Below are 20,965 nucleotides of genomic sequence, written 5' to 3'. Positions count from 1 at the left end.
CAGGAGCCACCCCGTGTCCACGACCCACATCGTCACCGGTGCCACCGGTCTGATCGGCGCCGCACTGATCCTGACGGTCACCGAGCACAGCGACGACGAGATGGTGTGCCTCGTCCGCCCCACAGGCCTGAACCCCCAGACCCGCCTCCACGAGGTCCTGGAACGAGCGGGCGCCGCCTACGGCACCCCGCGCAGGACTCTCGACGCCGCCTTGAAACGGACCCGGGCCGTCACCGCTGATCTCACCGACGACCTCACCAGCCTGCGCCTACCTCTGCCTTCAGAGCCCCGCCGCGTGGAGGTCTGGCACTCGGCCGCACACATGAACTTCCGCCCAGGCGACTGGCGTACGACGTTCTCCGCCAACGTCAGAGGCACACGGCGCATGCTCGCCCTGGCACGCCGCCTCGACGCCGAGGCATTCAACTACCTCAGCACCGCCTACGTCGCGGGTTGGACCGAGGGCCTGATCCGGGAGGAGCCCGTCACACTCCCGGTAGCCAGGAATCCCTACGAACTCAGCAAGATCGCCGCCGAACGCATGCTGTCGGCCGCGAGCGACATGACCGTACGCATCCTGCGCCCCTCGGTCGTCGTCGGACACAGCCACACACTGCGCTACCCCGGGACACCGAGCGGTGCCTACCGAATCCAGCAACTCATCGCCGCCTACCACCGGACCCGCCCCCACGGGACACCCACACGGATACGGGCCCTGGCACACCAGCCCTTCAACCTCGTCCCGATCGACCAGGTGGTCCGCCAGGCGTACGCCCTCAGCCGACTCGGCCCCGCCGCCGACGGCGTCTTCCATCTCACCAACCCGACGCCGCCCACCACCGGGGACCTGCTGCGCGCACTGACCGCCAACTGCCACGCCCCGGAACCGGAGTTCACCACCGACGCCACCACGCTGACTCCGGCCGATCTCCGCCTGGACATGGCCCTGGGGGTCTACCGCCCCTTCCTCAACAACCCACAGGACTTCTCCCGCGATCGCATCGATGCCGCGCTCACCACACCGGACGCCTTCACCTGGACCCTGGACCAGGCCACCCTGCAAGCGCTCTTCCGTCCCTTCGCCCAGACACCATCGCGACACGAAACCGAGTGACAACGGCCCTCACCCTGAGCCTTTCCAGGCGCCGAAGCGGGCGACCGGGTCCTGGATGTCGGCTGCGGCACCGGCTGTCTGAGCCGGTGCATGGCGGCCCGGGTCGGCCCGGACGGGGAGGTGACCGGCGTCGACCCCTCGTCGCCGGTCCGACTACGCCCGCCGCAGGAAGCCGCGCCCGGGCAGCGCCCCCTGTACGTACCGGGAGGGCATCGCCGAGTCCCTCGACCTGCCGGACGCCCCCTTCGACACCGTCGTCACCAGCCTGATGCTCCGTCACCTGCCGGAGGACCTGAGGCCTGCCGCGCTGCGTGAGATGCACCGGGTCGTGCGTCCCGGCGGTCGGCTGCTGGTCGTGGAGTTCCGGCCGCCGAGGAGCCGGATCGGTCGTCATCTGGTGCACGGCGGAGCAGGTCACGCCATGGCCCACAACCGGGTCGACCTGCTGGAAGGGCTCATCGCGGACGCAGGCTTCGAGGTGAGCGGACAGGGCGAGCGGCGGCCCTGGCCGGCCCGTCCCCCCCAGCGGGGGGACGGGCCGGCGTTCGGCGGTCAGTTCACGTGCAGGGTGAGCGCTGCGGTGTGCAGCTTGCCGCCCGTCTGGAACTGCAGGAAGAGCCGCCAGTTTCCGGACTGGGCGAACTCGGCGTGGAAGGTGAGCGCGGGCCCGCCGTGGTCGCCGTCCACCCCGGTCTCCGGGTGGAGGTGGGCGAAGGAGAGGTCGCCCTGGTGGAAGGCGGTGAGGTGGGCGTAGGTGTCCAGGTAGGGCTGGAGATCGGTGACCGGCTTGCCGTTCCTGGTGACGGTGGCGGTCAGCCGGTGGGCCATGCCGGCCATCAGGTCGCCCTTCACGGCGATCGTGTAGCCGTCGGCGGTGGTAGTGCCGGACGCCTTGGGCAGGGACGTGGTCATCGGCATGCCGGGCACCTTCACGGTGCGGCTGAGGACGAGGTCCTTGCCCTTGCCGGAGCCGGTGCCCGGAGTGAAGGAGGCGTACAGCCGCCAGGTGCCCGGACTCAGCGAGGCGAGTGGCGCGGTCCAGGTGCCGTTCTTCGCCATGGTGGGGTGCAGGTGCTGGAAGCCCGTGAGGTCGGTGCGGACGGCGTAGAAGTGCATCCGCTTGGTCTGGTCGACGGTGAAGTCGGTCACCGGCCTGCCGTCCGGGCCGGTGACGGTGAAGCGGTAGTCGGCCGACCGGCCGGCGGGGACGGCGGCGGTTGTGGAGGTCATCCGGTAGCCGTCCCGGGCGGCGGCCAGGCCGTTGCCGGTGGAGGCGGCGTCCATGCCGGGCATCGACGCCATGGCGTCGGCGGATGCGGAGTGCGACGGCGTGCTGCTGTGGTCCATGCCGGGCATGGCGGAGCTGTGGCCGGAGTCGCTGTCCGAACCGCAGGCGGCCAGTGACAGGGCGAGGACCGAGGTGGTGGCAGCCGCCATGAGGATGCGGCGGGGCGTCCGAGAGCGCTTGGACATGAAGTGTCTTTCCAGGTGGGCGTCGCGATGCGGCGCGAGTGACGAACGTGGGACCTGTGCCGGACCGCGGCAGTGAGCCGGTGTCCGGGGGTCTCGTCACGTCCGTGCGATGCACGCCTGGAGGAGTAGTTCGCGTCCGCCTATGGGTGGCCCCCTGCGGCGGGTGCCCGCGTAGGCCCGCGGGGTCCGTGGCAGCAGGGCGGCGGCGGGAAGGACCACGGCGGCCGTGGCGAGCGGCGGCAGCGGGATCGCCGAGCGGGGCGAGGTGGCGAGGCACAGCGCGCCCCGCATGGTCTCGTCCGCGCGCGTCGTCGCCTTGTCTGCCGTGGTTCTGGAGTGGTCGGCCGGGTGCGAGGCCATCGTGTCCGGTACCGGTCGCGTGACCGCAGTGACCTTCGTATCCGCCATGGACCCGTGGCAGCCGCCGTCGGCCGCGGCCGGGCCGCCGTGCATGAGGAACAGCCCGAGCAGCACCGCGACCAGCACGGCCGGCCGCACCACTCTGCGGTGCCGGGCCCCGGCCGTGCTCAGGGCGGGCTGCTGGGAAAACACGGGTTCACCTTACGCGGCCGGGCGCACTGCGCCGTCATCCCCGGCCTCGGGGTGCAGGGCATCGTCGACGGGCACGCCGTCCTCGTCGGCCGGGAGCAGCTGCCGGCCGACTGGGCGAGGGGACTGCCGGCCGGTCTGCGGAGCGCCAAGGACGCGGCTGAGGAGTCCGGCCGTACGGCCATCACGGTTGCCTGGGACGGCGGGACCCGCGCGGTGCTCGACGTCGCCGACGCCGTCAAGGAGACCGGCCCGGAAGCCATCCGCCGCCTGCGGGCCCTCGGCCTGACCCCGGTTCTCCTCACCGGTGACAACCGGGCCGTCGCCGGGACCGTGGCCGCCGAGGCGGGTATCGCGCCGGAGCATGTGATCGCCGACGTCCTGCCCCAGGACAAGGTCGACGTCGTGCGCCTGCAGGGGGAGGGGCATTCGGTCGCCATGGTCGGCGGCGTCGGCCCGGGCCGGCCTGGGTCTTGCGACGGGTTCGGGCGCGGACGCCGCCATCGAGGCCGGCGACCTGACCCTCGTACGCGGCGACCTGCGTGTGGCCGCCGACGCTATCCGGCTCGCCCGCAGGACCCTGGGCACGATCCGGTCCAACCTGTTCTGGGCCTTCGCCCACGACATCGCCGCTCTCCCGCTCGCCGTGGCCGGACTGCTCAACCCGATGATCGCCGGGGCGGCCATGGCCTTCTCCTCGGTCTTCGGCGTCGGCAACAGCCCGCGGTTGCGGCGGTTCCGTGGCGCGGCTCACTGAGCGCGGCGTTCCGGCCGTCGTGGCCGGTATGCGGTCTTTCCGCCGGTCCTGCCCCTGTTCACACTTCCTGTGAGGGACCGGGGGTGGTGCGGATGGCCACGCAGCGCAGGGGGCGACGGAGGCGGCGTACGGCGCGGCGGGACGCGCTCTCGCGCCGGGCGGGTGCCGGACTGGTCGGAGTGCTGGTACTGGCCGTGTTCTGGTCCGCGATCTGGATGTACGTCGTCGGGGTCGTCGTCGCGGCCGCTCTCGGCGGCCTCGGCTGGTGGCTGTGGCGTACGGACCGGATCCTGCGCGGGCGGGACCGGGCCTGGCGGCAGCAGGACGCGGTCGCCGCCGGTCATCGGTCGTTGGCGGCCGTGGACGCCATGAGCGGTACGGAGTTCGAGGAGCTGGTCGCCGCGCTGTGCCGCCGGGACGGGTGCCGTGAGGTGCGGCGCGTGGGTGGATCGGGGGATCAAGGGGCCGATGTGGTCGGGCGGTTGCCGGACGGGCGGGCGATGGTCGTGCAGTGCAAGCGGTACAGGCCGAGTGCGGTCATCGCCAGCCGGGAGGTGCGGGATCTGCTCGGGTCCAAGGTGCACTTCGGGGCGGATGTCGCGGTGTTCGTGACGACGACCCGGTTCAGCAGGCAGGCCATGGACGTCGTGGTCAGGAGCGGCATCGTCGCCGTCAACCGCGACCTGCTGGGGGCGTGGAACAGCGGTGCCTCGTTGCCCTCGCTGATGGGGGTCAGCGGTCACGGACAGGGCGATGCCCGTCACCTGGCGCGGTGGCGGAAGACGTACGGGCCGAAAAGGCGACGTCCGGGCCGCCCCCTGGGGGACGGCCCGGACGTCACTGGCCTCGCTCAGTGAGTGAGCTCGGTGAGCGTGCTGATCAGGCGATGTCGAAGCGGTCCGCGTTCGACACCTTGACCCACGCCGCGACGAAGTCGTTCACGAACTTCTCCTTCGCGTCGTCGGCCGCGTAGACCTCGGCGAGCGCACGCAGCTCCGAGTTCGAGCCGAAGACCAGGTCGGCACGGGTACCGGTCCACTTGACCTCGCCGGTCGCGTCGTCACGGCACTCGAAGACCGTCTGGTCCTCGGAGACCGGCGACCACGTGTGGCCCAGGTCGAGCAGGTTGACGAAGAAGTCGTTCGTCAGCTTGCCCGGGGTGTCGGTGAAGACGCCGTGCGCGGTCTGCTGGTAGTTGGCGCCGAGGACGCGCAGACCACCGACGAGGACGGTCAGCTCGGGGGCGCTCAGGCCCAGCAGGTTGGCCTTGTCGAGCAGCAGGTACTCGGCCGGCAGGCGGTTGCCCTTGCCCAGGTAGTTGCGGAAGCCGTCGGCGGTGGGCTCCAGCGCGGCGAAGGACTCCGCGTCGGTGTGCTCCTCCGTGGCGTCCACACGACCCGGGGTGAAGGGCACCTCGATGTCGTGACCGGCGTCCTTGGCGGCCTTCTCCACGGCGGCGGCACCACCGAGGACGATCAGGTCGGCCAGGGAGACCTTCTTGGCGCCGGAGTTCGCGTTGAACTCCGCCTGGATGCCCTCGAGGACACGCAGCACCTGAGCGAGCTGGTCGGGCTCGTTGACGTCCCAGCCGGCCTGCGGCTGCAGACGGATACGGGCGCCGTTGGCACCGCCGCGCTTGTCGCTGTTGCGGTACGTCGAGGCCGACGCCCACGCGGTGGACACCAGCTGGGCCACGGACAGACCCGAGTCGAGCAGCTTGGCCTTCAGCGCCGCGACATCGGCGGCGTCGATGGGCTCGCCCTCGGCCTCCGGCAGCGGGTCCTGCCACAGCAGGGTCTCCTCCGGGACCTCCGGGCCGAGGTACAGCGACTTCGGACCCATGTCACGGTGGGTCAGCTTGTACCAGGCGCGGGCGAAGGCGTCCGCGAACTCCTCCGGGTTCTCGTAGAAGCGGCGCGAGATCGGCCCGTAGACCGGGTCGAAGCGCAGCGAGAGGTCGGTGGTGAGCATCGTCGGAAGCTTCTTCTTCGACGCGTCGTGGGCGTCGGGGATGATCGCCTCGGCGTCCTTCGCCACCCACTGCTTCGCGCCGGCCGGGCTCTCGGTGAGCTCGTACTCGTACTCGAAGAGGTTCTTGAAGAAGCCGTTGCTCCACTGGGTCGGCGTGGCGGTCCAGGTGACCTCCAGACCGGAGGTGATCGCGTCGCCGGCCTTGCCGGAGCCGTAGGTGCTCTTCCAGCCGAGGCCCTGGTCCTCGATCGGGGCGGCCTCGGGGTCGGCGCCGACGTGGTCGGCCGGGCCCGCGCCGTGGGTCTTGCCGAAGGTGTGGCCACCGGCGATGAGGGCGACGGTCTCCTCGTCGTCCATCGCCATGCGGCGGAAGGTCTCGCGGATGTCGCGGGCCGCGGCGATCGGGTCCGGGTTGCCGTTCGGGCCCTCAGGGTTGACGTAGATCAGACCCATCTGGACCGCGCCGAGCGGGCTCTCCAGCTCACGGTCGCCGGTGTAGCGCTGGTCGTCCAGCCAGACCTTCTCGGGACCCCAGTAGACGTCCTCCTCCGACTCCCAGACGTCCTCACGGCCACCGCCGAAGCCGAAGGTCGTGAAGCCCATGGACTCCAGCGCCACGTTGCCCGCGAGGATCATGAGGTCGGCCCAGGACAGGCTCTTGCCGTACTTCTTCTTGACCGGCCACAGCAGACGGCGGGCCTTGTCCAGGTTGCCGTTGTCCGGCCAGCTGTTGAGCGGGGCGAAGCGCTGCTGACCGGCACCGGCGCCGCCACGGCCGTCGCTGATGCGGTAGGTGCCCGCGCTGTGCCATGCCATACGGATCATGAACGGGCCGTAGTGCCCGAAGTCGGCCGGCCACCAGTCCTTGGAGTCCGTCAGGATCTCGGCGATGTCCTGTTTCACGGCCGGCAGGTCGAGGCTCTTGAACGCCTCGGCGTAGTCGAACTCCTCACCGAGGGGGTTCGCCACGGCAGGGTTCTTGGCAAGGATCTTCAGGTTGAGCCGCTCCGGCCACCACTGGCGGTTTCCTCCGCCCTGGGTCGGGTGCAGAGCGCGATCGTGCGCCACCGGGCACTTCGCTTCAGCGGCGTTGTTCTCAGACATGGGAATCCTTCCGGGGTTGGTGCTCAGGCCGTGCGAGCGGTGGAACAGTCGGGGCACAGGCCCCAGTAGATGACCTCGGCCTCGTCGATCGCGAAGCCTCGGTCGTCCGAAGCGGTGAGACAGGGGGCATGACCGACCGCGCAGTCGACGTCGAGGACGGCGCCGCACGACCGGCACACGAGGTGGTGATGGTTGTCCCCGACCCTGCCCTCGAACCGGGCCGGGCTGCCCGGCGGCTCGATGCGGCGTACGAGTCCGGCCGTGGTCAGCGCGTGCAGCGCCTCGTACACGGCTTGCAGGGATATGTGGCCCACACGGTCCCGCACACCCGAGGCGATCGCCTCGACGCCGAGGTGGTCACCCTCGCGGACGGTCTCGAGCAGCGCGACGCGGGCGGCCGTCACCCGCAGGCCGGCACCGCGGAGCTCCTCGGCGGTGGTCGGAGTCTGGGGTGAAGTCATGGGACCCAAGCTACCCGCACAAACACGAATGATTCAAGAAAACGAACGAGACAGGTTTGGTGGCCGGTCGATGACCTCCGGGAGAATCCCCGCAGATCAGGCTGGCAAGGGAATCGCACCACTGTTCACGCCTACGGGTGAATCGGTGAATGGACGTCCGGCCTGTGCCGGTTCGCTGCGCTGTGCTGGAACGCGTGGGTGTCTTCGTACTGTGCGCGTGGCTGCTGACCGCGGGGCTCGGCGGCTGTCTGGCCTCGGTGTGGATCCGCCACGGCGGCCTGCGGCAGCGCACGCCGGGGGTGACGCGGCTGCCGCTGTGGCTCGTCATGGGGCATGTCGTGCTGGCCGTCGCCGGTCTGGCCTGCTGGACGGCGTATCTCGCGGGCGCGGTACGGGGCACGGCCTGGGCGGCCTGTGCCGTGGTGCTGGTGGTCGCCGCGTTCGGCTTCATGATGCTGCTGCGCCGGCTGCCCAGCTCGGGACGGCACTCCCGGGGCGGGCGGACCGCCGAGCGCCACTTTCCGCTGACGGCGGTCGTCGCCCACGGGACGAGCGCGGGCGCAACCGTGCTGCTGGTCGTGCTCGTGGTGCTGCGCCGGGCGTGAGGCCCGGTGAGAGGTCAGCTCGTCCCCGGCCCGTCGTTCCGGGACGCGGCGGCGGCCGAGCGGGAGCCGACCAGGAGCAGGCACAGGACGGCTACGCCCGCGACGAGGCCGGTGAGGAGAAGAAGGGGGCTGAGAGGACGGGTGGCGGAGGCGGCGTTCTGGGGGTTCACGGCGGGCTGTGCCGCCGAGGGGGCGGATGCTGAGGCGGTGGGGGACGGGGTCTTGGCGGCTCCGGGGGCGGCGGCCTCGGAGCTGTGGTCCATGTGCATGGACGACGGCATGGTGGCGGCGGGCCGGGTGGTGGGTGCGGCGGCCGTCGGGTGCTGGTGCTGAGGGACGGTGGGCGCGGGTGCGGCGGCCGCCTGCACCACGAGCTGGGCCGTCATGTCCGGGTGCACGGTGCAGACGTAGCCGTAGGTCCCCGGCGTGGTGAACGTGTGGCTCCAGCTGCCGCCCTTGCTGAGCATCGGGGAGTGGACGGAGGAGGGGCCGGAGGTGGTCTCGACGTCATGCGGCGCCTGGTCCTGGTTGGTCCAGGTGACCGTGTCCCCGGCGGTGATGGTCAGGGTGCGGGGCGAGAACGCGTAGCCGGACATGAGGACCTGGTGGCCGGCGGCCGCCTGCACCGCGGGGGCGGGCAGGACGAGCGCGGCGCCCGCCAGGAAGAGGGCGCCGAGGAGGGCGGTCAGACGGGGCATGTGAACTCCGCGGCTACGAGCAGCCGGATGCGGTCTGCGGGACGGATACGGGGCAGGGTGAGGCCGGTCGTACGGCGCAGGGGGCGGTACGGCAGCCGGAGCGTGCCGAGGACCAGGAGCCGGTCGGCGGTGCGCTCGACGACGCGGAAGCTGAAGAGGGCCGGGGCCGGATCACTGGCCAGGTCCAGTTCGCCGGGGACGTGCAGCCGGGTGGCCTCGTCCGTGGGCGTGAGGCTCGTACTGACGAAGGTGAGCACCCTGCCGCCCAGCGGCCGGCCGGCCAGCTCAAGGCTCAGCATGCAGTCCTCGGAGTCGGGCGCCACGGTGAGGGTCGCGTCCAGGGCGGTGAGCCGGCGGCGCAGGGTGGTCAACGGGCCGAAACGCGCGGTCAGTTCGACGATGCAGCGGTCCGGGGCGGCACCGTACGTGCCGGGGTCGGGCAGCCAGTCGGGGCCCGGGCGCGGCGGGGGCAGGACGGCGGTGGGGTGGGTCTCGGTGGTCATCTCGGCACCTCGATGGGCTGGCTGAGTGACGGGCGGGGAGAATGGAGCGAGCGGCGGGCCGGCCGACTGCGACTCGGCCGGCCCGCCGCGTCCTGCTGAGGAAAGCCAACAGGAGTTGGTTCAGCAGGAGTTGGTGATGTAGTTCTCGGTCGGAGCGAGCAGGTGCTCGGCCCAGACCGTGTGCATCTTCACGTAGGCGTCCGGGTTGAGGATGTCCGCGAGCTGCTGCCCCGGAGACTCCTCCAGGTGCGCCTTGTTGATGTGCTGCAGGAGCACGCCGAGGGTGTCGTCGACCGTGCTGCCGGTGCCGTTCACCGCGGGGGTGATGATCGACTCCAGCCAGACGGTGTGCATCTTGAGGTAGCTGTCGAGCTTCAGCGCGTCCTGGACCTGCTGGCCCGGGGACTGCTCCAGGTGCGCCTTGTCGATGTGCTGCAGGATCGGCAGCAGGACCTGCTGGACGCTGACGCAGTCGCCGTCGCCCCCGCCGCCGGTACCGCCGGAGCTGCTGCCCCCACCGGTCGAGCCGCCGGTCGAGCCGCCGGTGGAACCACCGGTCGAGCCCCCCGTGCCGCCGCCGCTGGAACCGCCCGTGGAGCCGCCGGAGCTGCCCCCGGTGGAGCCGCCCGAGCCGCCGCCGCTGTCCGCGACCACGGTGATCGACGCCGTCATGTCAGGGTGGACCGCGCAGTAGTACTCGTACGTACCGGCCTTGGTGAAGGTGTACGACCAGCTGTCGCCCTTCTGCAGCGTGCCGGAGTCGAACTTGGCCGGGCCGCTGCTGGTGGTGACCGTGTGCGGAGCGGAGTCCTCGTTGACCCACTTCACGGTGTCGCCGACCTTCACCGTCAGCTTCGGCTGCGCGAACTTGTAGTTCTTGATCTCGATGGTGTGGTCGGCCGCCGCGGCCTTGCCGGACGAGTGGTCCATGTCCGGCATCGACCGGGCCTCGGCCGCCGGGGTGGCGGTCTGCGGGGCCGCGGCCCCGGCGGACGCCTGGAGCAGGCCGAGTCCGGCGACGGCGGCGAGGCCGGCACCGAGTCCGGTGGCCAGCAGCACCCGGTTGCCCGCACGGGAGCGCCGGTGGTGCGACGCGGGTGCGGTGGTTTCCTCTGTGTGCATGGTGGTGCTTCTCCCTTGTGAGATCCCTGGTGAGGGGAGAGGGGTGGGACAGGCGCGGGTCAGCGGCCTGGGGCGGACGTGACCAGCAGACTCGTCGCGGCGAGAACGACGAGGACGAGCCCCGTCTCGGCCGCGACCGAGTGGACGAAGGGCCGTACGGTGGCACGGTCGCCGCGCAGCAGCACGGCGATGTCGAGCCGCGTCCGCACCCAGCCGCGGCTGCGTTGGGCGATCAGCAACACGGCGGCCAGTACGGCGAGTTTGACCAGCAGCAGCTGCCCGTAGCCGGTGTGGAACAGGGCGTCGAACGACCCGACGACCTGCCAGGTCAGCACCGCCCCCGCCGCCACGATCGCCGCGACCGACACCCCGGCGAGCGTGGAGTAGCCGGTCACGACGGCCGACAGCTCGTCGGGACGGCGCCGGGGCAGCACCCCGAGCAGCAGCACCGTCAGACCGCCGAGCCACAGCGAGACGCCGAGCAGATGGACCAGGTCGGCCACCGCCCCCCAACCGGGGTGTGTGCCCTCGGAGTTGTGGCCGGTCATGCTCGTCGTACGCAGCAGTCCGAGGCCGACGGCGAGCGCACCGACGCGCCAGCCGGGCGACCGTGCGGCCCGGTCGCCGCTCTGCAGCAGGGCGGTCAGTGCGATGGCGGCGAGCACCCACATCAGCACCCGGCAGGCGGCCACGACACCGACCTCGGTGGTCAACAGGTCGGTGTAGGTGCCGGGTCGGAACACGTCGCCGAGCGTTCTCATCGTTCCGTACGCGCCCTGCAGTCCCGGCGCGAGCAGACTCGCCGCGAGACCGGCGGTCCAGGAGAGGGTGAGGACGCGGCGGGTACGACGGTCCCACGCGCCCTGCGGCCAGAGCAGTGCGAGGAACGCCAGGCCGCCGACGAACAGGGCGAGCGAGAGATAACCGGCCCAGCGGGCGGTGACCCAGGCGGAGTGCACCTCCTCGGACGGTTTCGGGACCGCCGCTTCGGCCGGGCGACCCGCCTTCGCGGTGAGGCGGTAGGAGAGCGTCCCGGACGTGAGATGCCCGTCCTCCATGTCAAGTACCTGCCAAATGAGTCTCAGATCGCCGTGGTCCGTGCTCTGTCCCTGCTCCGGGATCCTCGGGACGGTGACCTCGATGGTGTCGTTGCCGTCGTCGCCCCGGGACACGGCCAGCTGTTTGCCGACCGCCCTGATGTGCACGTCGGTGGGATCGACCGGCTCGCTGAAGGTGAGCCGCACGGTGGCGGGGGTGTGCGGGAGCCGGGTGCCGTCCTTCGGGGCGGAGGACTCCAGCTCCGTGTGGGCCGAGGCGGGAGGTGCGGCGAACAGCAGGGCCGCGAGCGCGGCCAGGAGGAGAGCGAGCAGGGACGGGGCGCGGCGTCTCACCGGAGCACCTCCGGGACGACCGAGGGCGAGGCGGCGACGCCGATGCACAGCGAGGAGAGGGTGTCGGTCGACGACGACGGGGAGGCGGAGGGCGACGGACTCGGGGAGGCCGGGGTCAGGAGCCCGTCCAGCAGGCCGGTGACCGGCGTGGCCACGCCGTTCAACAGCGGTTGTACGAGGCGGACTTCGCCCTCGTCGCAATTGTCCGAAGGGGTGGGGTTCGGAGTGGGGGAGGGTGAGGGGCCGGTGGTGGGTCCGCCCCCCGGCCCGCCCTTACCGTGATCGTGGCCGCTTTCCCCGCCTGTGGACGGCGTGCCGCCCGGCGCGGGAATTCCGACGTCGTTGCCGCCTTGCCAATATCCGCCCCCCGCGGAGCCGTAATTCCCGGCGGCGGTGTCGGGAGGTCCGGTTGCGGAGCGGGCCGTCGGTCGGTGCGGTTGGGGAGAGGTCTCGGACGCCGGCGGGGACGCGGTGTCGACGGTCGTCGGTGCCGGGGCTCCGATGCCCGAGGCGTATCCGAGGACGACGACCACGGCCGCGACGAGCGCGCCCGCGACGATCTCGTCGCGATGATCTGCTGGCCAGGACACCCTGGCGGAGAAGGACATGGTCCCTCCTGACACTGTGTGCGAACGGCGGTGACGAGGAGTGCACCGGTGCGACGATTCCCGTCCGCTACGCGTCAGTTAATCGGTCGTTTCGTTGCCTCATTTCCGACCGGGGGGTGACTGTGAGAACGGACCTCCCCGCCCCAATGCACGCATTGCATTCCGGTGGCATTCCGTGGAGAAAACGAAGGGACCGTGAATTCGAACGCGCACGGCATTTCCCTGCCGGGCCTTTGCCGGTTTCTTGCCTGTCCTTCTGCGCCCTTCCCCGTCCTTACCGGTCGGTGCGCAACTCGACGCAGCAGATGCCCGGTTGGGGGGTCAGCACGGCCGTCGTCGCGGGATGGCCGGACGCGGCGAGGCAGCCGCGCAGGAAGGCGAGGTCCGCGGCCGGCAGGCCGTGGACGTGGTCGCCGAGCACGGCGTGCGCGCCGACGCCCGGGAATGGGCCGAGGTGCTGGGACGGCCGCAGCCCCGTCTGTACTCCATATCGTCCAGCCCGCTCACCGACCCCCACCTGGTCTCGCTGACCGTCTCCGTCGTCCGCTACGAGAACCTGCGCGGCCGCCCCCGCCAGGGCGTCCGCTCCCCCTCCCTGGCCGACGCCGAGCAGGACACCCCCGTACCGGTCACGTCCAGCGCACCGCGCACTTTCGCCCACCGGCCGACCCCGCCACCCCGATGGTCATGGTGAGCCCCGGCACCGGCGTCGCCCCCTTCCTCGGCTTCCTGGAACAGCGCCGCGCCCACGGCCACCGGGACCCCAACTGGCTGTTCTTCGGTGAGCAGCACCGGGCCGGCGACTTCTCCTACGAGGAGGAGCTCACCGCCTTCCTCGCCGACGGCACCCTGGCCCGACTGGACACCGCCTTCTCCCGCGACCGGCGCGCCAAGGTCTACGTCCAGGACCGGATGCGCGAACAGGGTCCGCTGCGGTGGTCCTGGCTCCAGGACGGCGCCCGCTTCTACGTCTGCGGCGACGCCTCCCGCATGGCCAAGGACGTCGACCAGGCCCTGCGCGACGTCGCGGTGGTCCACGGCGGCCTGGACGTGGCGGGCGCGGCGGCGTACGTCAAACAGCTCGCGAGCGAGAAGCGCTACGTCAGGGACGTGTACTGACTGACCTGCGGACTACGCTGGAATCATGCGTGAACTGGCGGACACGGCACGACAGTGGGCGGCGCAGGGCCGTGCGGCGGTCCTTGCGCGGCCGCTCAGCGAGCGGGGCTTCGGGCCGCGGCATCCGGCCGACGCGATCCTCGTCGACGAGGACGGCCACTGTCACGGCCGGCTCTACCGGGGCGCCTTCGACCGGCAGCTGGCCGCCGAGGCCGCCTCGCTGCCGCCCGGTCACACCGCCCGGGTGGTCGAGGTGGCCGTGCACGACGACGGCGTGAAGGAGGCGGGGCTGACCTGCGGAGGCCAGGCCGAGATCCTGCTCCAGCCCCTGGCCGCCGTTCCGGGCCGCTGGTGGGAGCTCCTCGGTGCGGATGCCGACGCGGCGCTGGTGACCTGGCTGGACGAGCGGCGTACCCATGCCGTCAGCGCCGTCGTGACCCTGGACGGCAGGGCCGACGGCCCCGACGTGCCGCCCCAGGCCGCCGCCCGGGCCCGCGACCTGCTCGCCGGCCACCGTGCGGGCCGCGAGGTGCACGCGACCGAGGCCGGGCTCTGCCTCGTCGAGACCTGCCCCGCCGTACCCCACCTCGTGATCGTCGGCGGCGGTGAACTCGCCGAACTCCTCGTCGCCCAGGCCGGGTTGCTCGGCTGGCAGGCCACGGTGACGTCCACCGCCCGGGACGCGGGCAAGCTACTTGTTGCGCATCCGGCCGCCGCCTGTCTGATCATGTTGAGCCATGAGCCCGATGTGGACGTGCCTACTCTGCACACCGCGCTGACCTCCGGTATCCCGTACGTCGGTGCGTTGGGCTCCCGCCATACGCAGGAGCGGCGCGCCGCCGGGCTGGTCGAGGCGGGTCTGGACGAGGGGCAGCTCGGGCGTGTTCATGGGCCGATCGGGCTGGACATCGGGGCGCGGACGCCGACGGAGACCGCCATGGCCATCTGTGCGGAGGTGCTTGCAGCGCTTGTGCGGTGAGCTCCGTGGGGGTGCGGTGTGTATTTGTCTGCGGCGCCAATGTGGCTGGTCGCGCCCCGCGGCGGAGCCGCATATGCATACAGCCCCGCGCCCCTGTGGGGCGCGGGGAACTCAGGACGTCAGCTCTTGCCGAGGAGCTGGTTCATCTCCTTGATCTCGGCGTTCTGACCCGTGATGATGGCGTCTGCCATGGAGGTGGCGGGGGTGTAAGTGCCCTTTGACTTCTCCGTGGTGGCCATCTGGACGGCGCCCTTGTGGTGTTCGATCATCATGGTCAGGAACATGGTGTCGAACTCCGCGCCGGACGCCTTCGCCAGCTTGTCCATGTCCTGGCCGTCCATCATTCCGGCCATGCCCGAGTGGGCCGAGTGGTCCATGCCGGGCATCGCCGAGGGCACGGTCTGGCCCCAGGACTTCAGCCAGCCGCTCATCGTGCGGATCTCCGGGTCCTGGGCCTTCTCGATGCGGGAGGCGAGATCCTTGACCTTGGCGGACGAGGCGCGGCCTGCGGCCAGCTTCGCCATCTCCAGGGCCTGCTGGTGGTGGGGGATCATGCCCTGAGCGAAGGACATGTCCTGAGCGTTGTGAGCGGCGGTGCTCGACGAAGGCGAGGACGAGGACGAGCCGGAGGTGTGGCCGTCGTGGCCGCCGCTGTCGCTGCCGCTGTTGCCGCCGCAGGCGGCGAGGACGAGTCCGGCGGTGACGGTCGCGGCCACCAGGGCGGTGCGACGGGCCATGGACGTACGGGTGTTGCGCATGCTGGAACTCCTGCGTTGCTGCGGGAAAGGGATCTGGACGTGCCGAAGCGCACCGCGTCGCCGGTCGGGCATGGGCGCGGTGCCGCGTGGTGTCTAGATCCGCAGGAGCTGCAGTTCCGCCAGGGAGGGTGGCGCGCGTGCACCGTCCGGGGCCGTGCCCGCGTAGGGGCACGGGGCGTCGGAGAGCGCGGGCACGGCCACCGGGTCGGCGACCAGCGCGGGCAGCGAAGGCCCGCCGCTCAGGGCGCCGGACGCACAGGTCTGGTCGGCGTGATGGACATGGCCGCCACCGCAGTCGTGGCCCGCACAGTCGCCGTGCACGGCGACCGCCGCCGTCATGTGCCGTGCAGCGGAGTGCTCGACGACACCGCCACCGGGCGCCAGGCCATGCATGGCGAGCAGCCCGGCCAGCAGCCCGAGCATGAGGCAGACGGTGCGAAGCCCCCTACGGTTCGGCAGCGCCCTGAAGGGGCGTGGGGCTGTATCCATGTGCGGCTCCGCCGCGGGGCGCGACCAGCCCCCACGATGCCACAGACGATCGACGGTCCATCGCGGCACAGCCCGCGGAGCGCTTGGCGGCGCGTCGCGATGCTGTGCACGGGCTGTCACGGCGCCCATGTTACGCAGACCGTTGCTGGCGCCGGGCCCTCACCCCTGTTCCGCGCTCCAGGCGATGTGCGGCGGTACCACCCGTGCGCACAGCGGGTTCCCGCCGCCGTCGGTCAGCCGCAGCCGCCCCACCAGCAGTCCCTCACGCACGGCGGTGTCGAGCACCTCGGCGGGCACGGCGTCCAGCATCAGTTTGGCGCGGCGGAACATGCCGAAGGCACCGGAGCCGTCGACCGTCCCCCAGGACAGATAGACGAACCGCCCACCCGGACGCCCTTGAACATACGGCCCCTTGACGTCCGTACCTGTGACCGTGCACTCCAGCGTCCAACTCACGGACCCGGCGTCGCCGGGCTGCGGATCGAGAAGCTCGCCCGGCCGGTCCCGGCGCTGCACGGCCACATGGATGTTCGGGTACGACGGCACTCCGTCGTCGGCCCCGCACGCACGGCCCGGCAGGCCGACGCCGTCGATACGGATGCGCAGACCGGCCGTCACCCCGTCACCTCCGCTCGGCACTTCTTCGTGGGTCTCCAGTCTGCACCTGTGTGCTCGGGGATCCGCCGGGCGGAGCCACTCCGGCGCGTGGCAGGATCGGGCGCCATGACGGCGTCTCCTTCGGTACGCGTGCTGCGCGCGGCGGTGTTCGCCGCGCTGTGCGTGCTGCTCGCCGCCGGGGGACACGCACTGGCGACGGGGACGGCACCGCCCGTGTGGGTGCAGGCCGCGGGGTTCGTACCGGTCTTCGGGGCCGGGTGTCTGCTGGGCGCCCGGGAGCGCTCGCTGGCCGCGATCGGCGCGGGCACGCTCACGGCCCAGGGCGGGCTGCACCTCGCCTTCGACGCCGTCCGCCCCCACCCCATGATGTTCATGCGCGGCATGTACGGCATGCATGACATGAGCGCCATGCACATGGGCCACTCCCACGCCCTGACCCCGCACGCCACCGCCGCCCATGTCGGCGCGGCCGTGGTGCTGACCTGGTGGCTGCGGCGCGGTGAGGCCGCGCTGTGGTCGCTGCTGCGGCGGGCCGCCACGCTCGTACCCGGCCTTGCGGCCTGGTGGCGGGTGCGCGGCGGGGCGGGGACCCTGCCGGACGCGCCGGACGCCGTATGTCTGTGTGCCGACGGCCCGCGGTCGCTGCGACGGCTGCTGCTGCGGCACGCGGTGCAGCGGCGTGGTCCGCCGCCGGGGATGTCGTACGCCTTCTGACCTCGACATCCCTTCCTCAGTACGGAGATCAGCTCACCCATGTCCACTGCACGTACCGCCCTGCGCCGCGCCGGCACCGTCGCCGCTCTGACCGCCGCCGGGCTCCTGGCCGCCGCGGGAATGGCCTCCGCGCACGTGACCGTCCACCCCGAGAGCTACGCGAAGGGCGCCACGGACGGCGTTCTCACCTTCCGCGTCCCCAATGAGGAGGACACCGCGAGCACCACCAAGGTGCAGGTGTTCCTGCCCACCGACCACCCCGTCCTCGGTGTGCTCGTCTCGCCGCCGCAGAACGGCTGGACGGCGAAGGTCACGAACACGAAGCTGAAGACGCCGGTGAAGACGGACGACGGAACCATCACCGACGCCGTCTCCGAGATCACCTGGACCGGCGGGAAAATCGGGGCCGGGCAGTACCAGGACTTCAACGTCGCCTTCGGTCAACTGCCCGACGACACCGACCAGTTGACCTTCAAGACCCTGCAGACGTACTCCGACGGCAAGACCGTCCGCTGGATCGACCTGGCCCAGTCCGGCGCTGACGAGCCGGAGAACCCGGCGCCGGTCCTCAAGCTGGCCGCCAAGGGCGCCGAGGAGGGCAGCGCCTCGACCTCGTCGGCGGCACCCAAGAGTGCCGACAGCTCCACGTCGAGCGCGGCGGGCAGCGACTCCACCGCCCGCGGACTCGGTGTCGCCGGGCTGGTCGTCGGCGTACTGGGCCTGGCGGCAGCGGCGTTCGCGATCGTCCGCAACCGCTCGGCCAAGGCCTCCTGACCGCTGCCCTCACCGCCGCAGCACGCGGGTCAAGCCGGCTACGGCGGCCGCCGCGCTCAGCCCGGCTCCGGCCAGGGCGAGGGACTGGGCGCGGCGGCCCGGCGGGGTCGGCCGTACGCCCGCGCCGACGCCGTAGGCGCTGCCGTGCGCTGCGTCGGGCAGCGCGGAGGCCAGCAGTTCCGCGAGGTGCACGGCCTCGTGGCCGCCGCTGTCGAACTCGTGGACCTGGGTGCGGCAGCTGAAGCCGTCGGCGAGCACCACGGTCGAGTCGTCCGCCTCCCGCAGCCGGGGCAGCAGGACGCGTTCCGCGCAGGCCTCGCTGACGTCCAGGTGCCCGCGTTCGAAGCCGAAGTTGCCGGCCAGCCCGCAGCAGCCGGACTCCAGTTGCTCGGCGTCGACCCCGGCCCGGCCGAGCAGTTCGCGGTCGGCGTCCCAGCCGAGCACCGCGTGCTGGTGGCAGTGCACCTGCGCGAGCGCCCGCGCGGAACGGTCCGGCACCTGCGGCGGCTCATAGCCCGGGGAGTGCTGGGTGAGCAGTTCGGACAGCGTCACCGTCTGCTCGCTGAGCCTGCGCACGTCACGGTCGCCGGGGAAGAGCTCGGCCATGTCCGAACGGAACACGGTGGTGCAGCTCGGCTCCAGGCCGACCACCAGCCCGCCCGCCCGGACATGCCCGGCGAGACGGCGCACCGTGCGGCTCAACACCCGCTCGGCGACGGCGAGTTGCCCGGTGGAGATCCACGTCAGCCCGCAGCACAGCGGTTCGCGGGGCATCTTCACCCGCCAGCCCGCGTGTTCCAGCAGCTCCACGGCCGCCTGTCCGATGTGCGGGTGGAAGAAGTTGGTGAAGGTGTCCGGCCAGAGCATGACGGTGCCGCGCCCCCCGTCGCCGTAGGTCTCCCGGCGGCCCGCGAACCACTGCTGCAGCGTCCGCCCCGCGAACAGCGGTACCTCCCGGTTCTCGACCCCGGCCACCGCCACGGCCGCCCGGGACAGCGGCGGGGTGTGGGTGAGCGCGTTGACGAGCGGCCCGAGCCTGGCTCGGCCGACGGCCTGGGCGACGGCCGGCAGCCAGCCCATGGACAGGTCGGAGCGGGGCCTGCGCCAGGGCCGGCCCGCGTAGTGGTGGGACAGGAACTCCGCCTTGTAGGTCGCCATGTCCACATCGGCCGGGCAGTCCTTCTTGCAGCCCTTGCAGGCCAGACAGAGGTCGAGCGCGTCCCGCACCGCCTCCGACCGCCAGCCGTCCCGGATCGCGCTGTCGCCGTGCCCGTCGAGCATCTCGAACAGCAGCCTCGCCCGCCCCCGCGTGGAGTGCTCCTCCTCCCGGGTCACCTGGTACGAGGGACACATCACCGCGCCGCCCTTGTTGGTCAGCTGCCGGCATTTGCCCACGCCGACGCACCGGTTGGCGGCCTCGGCGAACGACCCGCCGTCGTCCGGGAAGCGGAAGTGCAGGTCACGAGGGGCGTACGGGGCCCAGTCGCCGCCCAGGCGCAGGTTCTCGTCCAGCCGGTACGGTGCCACGACCTTCCCGGGGTTCATCCGGTCGAGCGGGTCGAAGACCGCCTTCAGCCGCCCGAAGGCCTCCACCAGTTCCTCGCCGAACATCCGCGGCAGCAGCTCACCGCGGCTCTGCCCGTCCCCGTGCTCCCCGGAGAAGGACCCGCCGAACTCGGCGACCAGATCCGCCGCCCGTTCCATGAACCGCCGGTAGGCGGCCACCCCGTCGGCCGAGTACAGGTCGAAGGGGATCCGGGTGTGCACACAGCCCTGCCCGAAGTGGCCGTAGAGACTGGGCCCGGTGTCGCTGAGGTACCCGAACTCGTCGTAGAGGCGGCGCAGTCGGCGCAGATAGTCGCCGAGCCGCTGCGGTGCCACCGCCGAGTCCTCCCAGCCCTCGAAGGTGTCGGGCCTGCCCGGGATGTGCGCGGTGGCGCCGAGGCCGGCCTCGCGCACCTGCCACAACTCCTCCTCGTGGGCGGGGTCGTCGAGGAAGGCGACCTCGGCGTCATGCTCGGACTCGTGCAGGCCGTCGAGCATCCGGTGCGCCCGCTCGTCCGCCTCCTCGACCGTGTCCCCGCCGAACTGCACCATCAAGAAGGCGTTGCCTTCGGGCATCTGGGCGCGGGCCTTCGGATTGAGGTGCTTGATCCGCTCGTCCTTGACGAGCCGCGCGTCGACGCCCTCCAGCGCCATCGGCTCGTACGGCAGGATCGCCGGTACGGCGTCGGCGGCCACGGAGATCTCCGGGAACCCGAGCACGACCAGCGTCCGTTCCTTGACCACGGGCACCAGCTCCAGTTCCGCCCGCAGGACGGTGACCAGCGTCGACTCGCTGCCGACGAGCAGCCCCGCGATGTCGAAGCCGTGCTCGGGCAGCAGCGAGTCCAGGTTGTAGCCGGAGACCCGGCGCGGGATGTCCGGGTAGCGGCGGCGGACCTCGTCGCCGTACCGGTCCCGCAGGGCGCGCAACTGCCGGTGGAGGGCGGCCCGCAGATCACCCTGCCGCTCGATCTCGGCGTACTCCTCGTCGCTGGTCTCGCCGCACCACAAGCGGGTGCCGTCGTAGAGCAGCACCTCCAGCCGGGCGATGTTGTCGACGACCTTGCCGGTCGCCTGCGCGGTGGCGCCGCAGGAGTTGTTGCCGATCATGCCGCCGATGGTGCAGTTCATGTGGGTGGCGGGTTCGGGGCCGTAGCGCAGTCCGGTCGGGGCGAGCTGCCGGTTGAGTTCGTCGAGGACGATGCCCGGCTGGACGATGCAGGTGCGGGCGTCAGGGTCCACGGACTCCAGCCGGTGGCAGTACTTCGACCAGTCGATCACCACGCCCGCGTTGGTGCACTGCCCGGCGAGGCTGGTCCCGCCGCCGCGCGACAGGACGGGCGCCTCGTACTCGCGCGCGACGGCCACCGTCTCCGCGGCCGCCTCCGGGGTGCGGGGCACGACGACGCCGATCGGGGTCTGCCGGAAGTTGGAGGCGTCGGTGGAGTACGCGGCCCGGCTCCCGGCGTCGAAGCGGACTTCGCCGTCGACCCGCTCGCGCAACGCGGCCTCCAGTCCCGCCACGTCGACCGGCGGGGCGGCTCCGCTGCGGACGACGGGTTCGGGCAGGTCGAGTGCGCCCATGGAGCCCTCCTGCGATCGCCGGCACGGGA

19 protein-coding genes and 3 pseudogenes are annotated in these 20,965 nt (G+C 71.8%); 9 read left to right on the top strand and 13 right to left on the bottom strand.

The annotated features are described in order from the left end of the window. The first annotated feature begins 13 nt into the window (after window positions 1–13). Together ACWDAG_RS19180 and ACWDAG_RS19175 are read left to right on the top strand one after the other, a co-directional pair. Window positions 14–1,114 (top strand): SDR family oxidoreductase, encoded by a 1,101-nt coding sequence (locus tag ACWDAG_RS19180; RefSeq protein ID WP_450696772.1) that lies wholly within the window; start codon window positions 14–16, stop codon window positions 1,112–1,114. A 42-nt stretch (window positions 1,115–1,156) separates the two neighbouring features. Next, window positions 1,157–1,475 (top strand): annotated as a pseudogene (locus ACWDAG_RS19175) (class I SAM-dependent methyltransferase); the annotation flags it as partial. Between the two features lie 191 nt (window positions 1,476–1,666). On the opposite strand, the gene ACWDAG_RS19170 reads toward ACWDAG_RS19175, so the two are convergent. Then, a complete protein-coding gene (locus ACWDAG_RS19170; RefSeq protein WP_450696771.1) occupies window positions 1,667–2,587 on the bottom strand; it encodes a hypothetical protein in 921 nt (306 codons plus the stop codon). A gap of 96 nt (window positions 2,588–2,683) precedes the next feature. After that, window positions 2,684–3,139, bottom strand: a complete 456-nt coding sequence (locus tag ACWDAG_RS19165; protein WP_450696855.1) for a hypothetical protein — start codon at window positions 3,137–3,139, stop codon at window positions 2,684–2,686. Between the two features lie 30 nt (window positions 3,140–3,169). On the opposite strand from ACWDAG_RS19165, the pseudogene ACWDAG_RS19160 reads away from it, so the two are divergent. Together ACWDAG_RS19160 and ACWDAG_RS19155 are read left to right on the top strand one after the other, a co-directional pair. Continuing rightward, window positions 3,170–3,893, top strand: a pseudogene (locus ACWDAG_RS19160) (HAD-IC family P-type ATPase); the annotation flags it as partial. A gap of 92 nt (window positions 3,894–3,985) precedes the next feature. Then, on the top strand, window positions 3,986–4,750 hold the full coding sequence (locus tag ACWDAG_RS19155) for a restriction endonuclease (RefSeq protein ID WP_450696770.1): 765 nt from the start codon (window positions 3,986–3,988) through the stop codon (window positions 4,748–4,750). Window positions 4,751–4,772: 22 nt separating this feature from the next. Here the strand turns inward: ACWDAG_RS19155 and katG are convergent, their stop codons facing one another. Together katG and ACWDAG_RS19145 are read right to left on the bottom strand one after the other, a co-directional pair. After that, on the bottom strand, window positions 4,773–6,968 hold the full coding sequence (katG, locus tag ACWDAG_RS19150; protein WP_450696769.1) for a catalase/peroxidase HPI: 2,196 nt from the start codon (window positions 6,966–6,968) through the stop codon (window positions 4,773–4,775). Between the two features lie 23 nt (window positions 6,969–6,991). Further along, a complete protein-coding gene (locus ACWDAG_RS19145; RefSeq protein WP_351467940.1) occupies window positions 6,992–7,429 on the bottom strand; it encodes a Fur family transcriptional regulator in 438 nt (145 codons plus the stop codon). A 194-nt stretch (window positions 7,430–7,623) separates the two neighbouring features. Between ACWDAG_RS19145 and ACWDAG_RS19140 the strand changes: the two genes are divergently transcribed. Beyond that, the gene (locus tag ACWDAG_RS19140; RefSeq protein WP_450696768.1) at window positions 7,624–8,034 is read left to right on the top strand and encodes a hypothetical protein; all 411 of its coding nucleotides are present in this window, start codon (window positions 7,624–7,626) and stop codon (window positions 8,032–8,034) included. Between the two features lie 14 nt (window positions 8,035–8,048). On the opposite strand, the gene ACWDAG_RS19135 is transcribed toward ACWDAG_RS19140, so the two are convergent. From ACWDAG_RS19135 to ACWDAG_RS19115, 5 genes are all read right to left on the bottom strand, one after another. After that, window positions 8,049–8,732, bottom strand: coding sequence for a cupredoxin domain-containing protein (locus tag ACWDAG_RS19135; protein ID WP_450696767.1), 684 nt, complete (start codon window positions 8,730–8,732; stop codon window positions 8,049–8,051). Beyond that, window positions 8,720–9,235: a hypothetical protein gene (locus tag ACWDAG_RS19130; RefSeq protein ID WP_450696766.1), complete on the bottom strand. Its 516-nt coding sequence runs from the start codon at window positions 9,233–9,235 to the stop codon at window positions 8,720–8,722. Before ACWDAG_RS19130 ends, ACWDAG_RS19135 begins: the two co-directional genes overlap by 13 nt. 120 nt (window positions 9,236–9,355) lie before the next feature. Next, window positions 9,356–10,357 carry a cupredoxin domain-containing protein gene (locus ACWDAG_RS19125; protein WP_450696765.1) on the bottom strand — a complete coding sequence of 334 codons (1,002 nt, stop codon included), beginning with the start codon at window positions 10,355–10,357 and terminating at the stop codon, window positions 9,356–9,358. Between the two features lie 59 nt (window positions 10,358–10,416). Further along, the gene (locus ACWDAG_RS19120) at window positions 10,417–11,748 is read right to left on the bottom strand and encodes a copper resistance CopC/CopD family protein (protein ID WP_450696764.1); all 1,332 of its coding nucleotides are present in this window, start codon (window positions 11,746–11,748) and stop codon (window positions 10,417–10,419) included. Further along, on the bottom strand, window positions 11,745–12,356 hold the full coding sequence (locus ACWDAG_RS19115; RefSeq protein ID WP_450696763.1) for a hypothetical protein: 612 nt from the start codon (window positions 12,354–12,356) through the stop codon (window positions 11,745–11,747). The genes ACWDAG_RS19120 and ACWDAG_RS19115 overlap by 4 nt, the downstream gene beginning before the upstream one ends. A gap of 388 nt (window positions 12,357–12,744) precedes the next feature. On the opposite strand from ACWDAG_RS19115, the pseudogene ACWDAG_RS19110 reads away from it, so the two are divergent. Together ACWDAG_RS19110 and ACWDAG_RS19105 are read left to right on the top strand one after the other, a co-directional pair. Next, window positions 12,745–13,475, top strand: a pseudogene (locus ACWDAG_RS19110) (reductase); the annotation flags it as partial. A gap of 25 nt (window positions 13,476–13,500) precedes the next feature. Further along, window positions 13,501–14,454 carry an XdhC family protein gene (locus ACWDAG_RS19105; protein ID WP_450696762.1) on the top strand — a complete coding sequence of 318 codons (954 nt, stop codon included), beginning with the start codon at window positions 13,501–13,503 and terminating at the stop codon, window positions 14,452–14,454. A gap of 119 nt (window positions 14,455–14,573) precedes the next feature. On the opposite strand, the gene ACWDAG_RS19100 is transcribed toward ACWDAG_RS19105, so the two are convergent. From ACWDAG_RS19100 to ACWDAG_RS19090, 3 genes are all read right to left on the bottom strand, one after another. After that, window positions 14,574–15,212 carry a DUF305 domain-containing protein gene (locus ACWDAG_RS19100; protein WP_450696761.1) on the bottom strand — a complete coding sequence of 213 codons (639 nt, stop codon included), beginning with the start codon at window positions 15,210–15,212 and terminating at the stop codon, window positions 14,574–14,576. Window positions 15,213–15,305: 93 nt separating this feature from the next. Further along, window positions 15,306–15,701 (bottom strand): DUF6153 family protein, encoded by a 396-nt coding sequence (locus ACWDAG_RS19095; RefSeq protein WP_450696760.1) that lies wholly within the window; start codon window positions 15,699–15,701, stop codon window positions 15,306–15,308. A gap of 159 nt (window positions 15,702–15,860) precedes the next feature. Beyond that, window positions 15,861–16,319, bottom strand: a complete 459-nt coding sequence (locus tag ACWDAG_RS19090; RefSeq protein ID WP_450696759.1) for a DUF5990 family protein — start codon at window positions 16,317–16,319, stop codon at window positions 15,861–15,863. Between the two features lie 105 nt (window positions 16,320–16,424). On the opposite strand from ACWDAG_RS19090, the gene ACWDAG_RS19085 reads away from it, so the two are divergent. Together ACWDAG_RS19085 and ACWDAG_RS19080 are read left to right on the top strand one after the other, a co-directional pair. Then, window positions 16,425–17,033, top strand: a complete 609-nt coding sequence (locus tag ACWDAG_RS19085) for a hypothetical protein (protein WP_450696758.1) — start codon at window positions 16,425–16,427, stop codon at window positions 17,031–17,033. A 39-nt stretch (window positions 17,034–17,072) separates the two neighbouring features. After that, window positions 17,073–17,807 (top strand): YcnI family protein, encoded by a 735-nt coding sequence (locus ACWDAG_RS19080; protein ID WP_450696757.1) that lies wholly within the window; start codon window positions 17,073–17,075, stop codon window positions 17,805–17,807. 9 nt (window positions 17,808–17,816) lie between these two features. Here the strand turns inward: ACWDAG_RS19080 and ACWDAG_RS19075 are convergent, their stop codons facing one another. After that, complete coding sequence (locus ACWDAG_RS19075) at window positions 17,817–20,936, bottom strand: FAD-binding and (Fe-S)-binding domain-containing protein (protein WP_450696756.1); 3,120 nt, start codon at window positions 20,934–20,936, stop codon at window positions 17,817–17,819. Window positions 20,937–20,965 lie beyond the last annotated feature (29 nt).

Source organism: Streptomyces sp. NPDC001157 (assembly GCF_053598255.1).
Note: the sequence above shows the minus strand (reverse complement) of the source record. Positions and strands in the feature narration are given on the sequence as shown.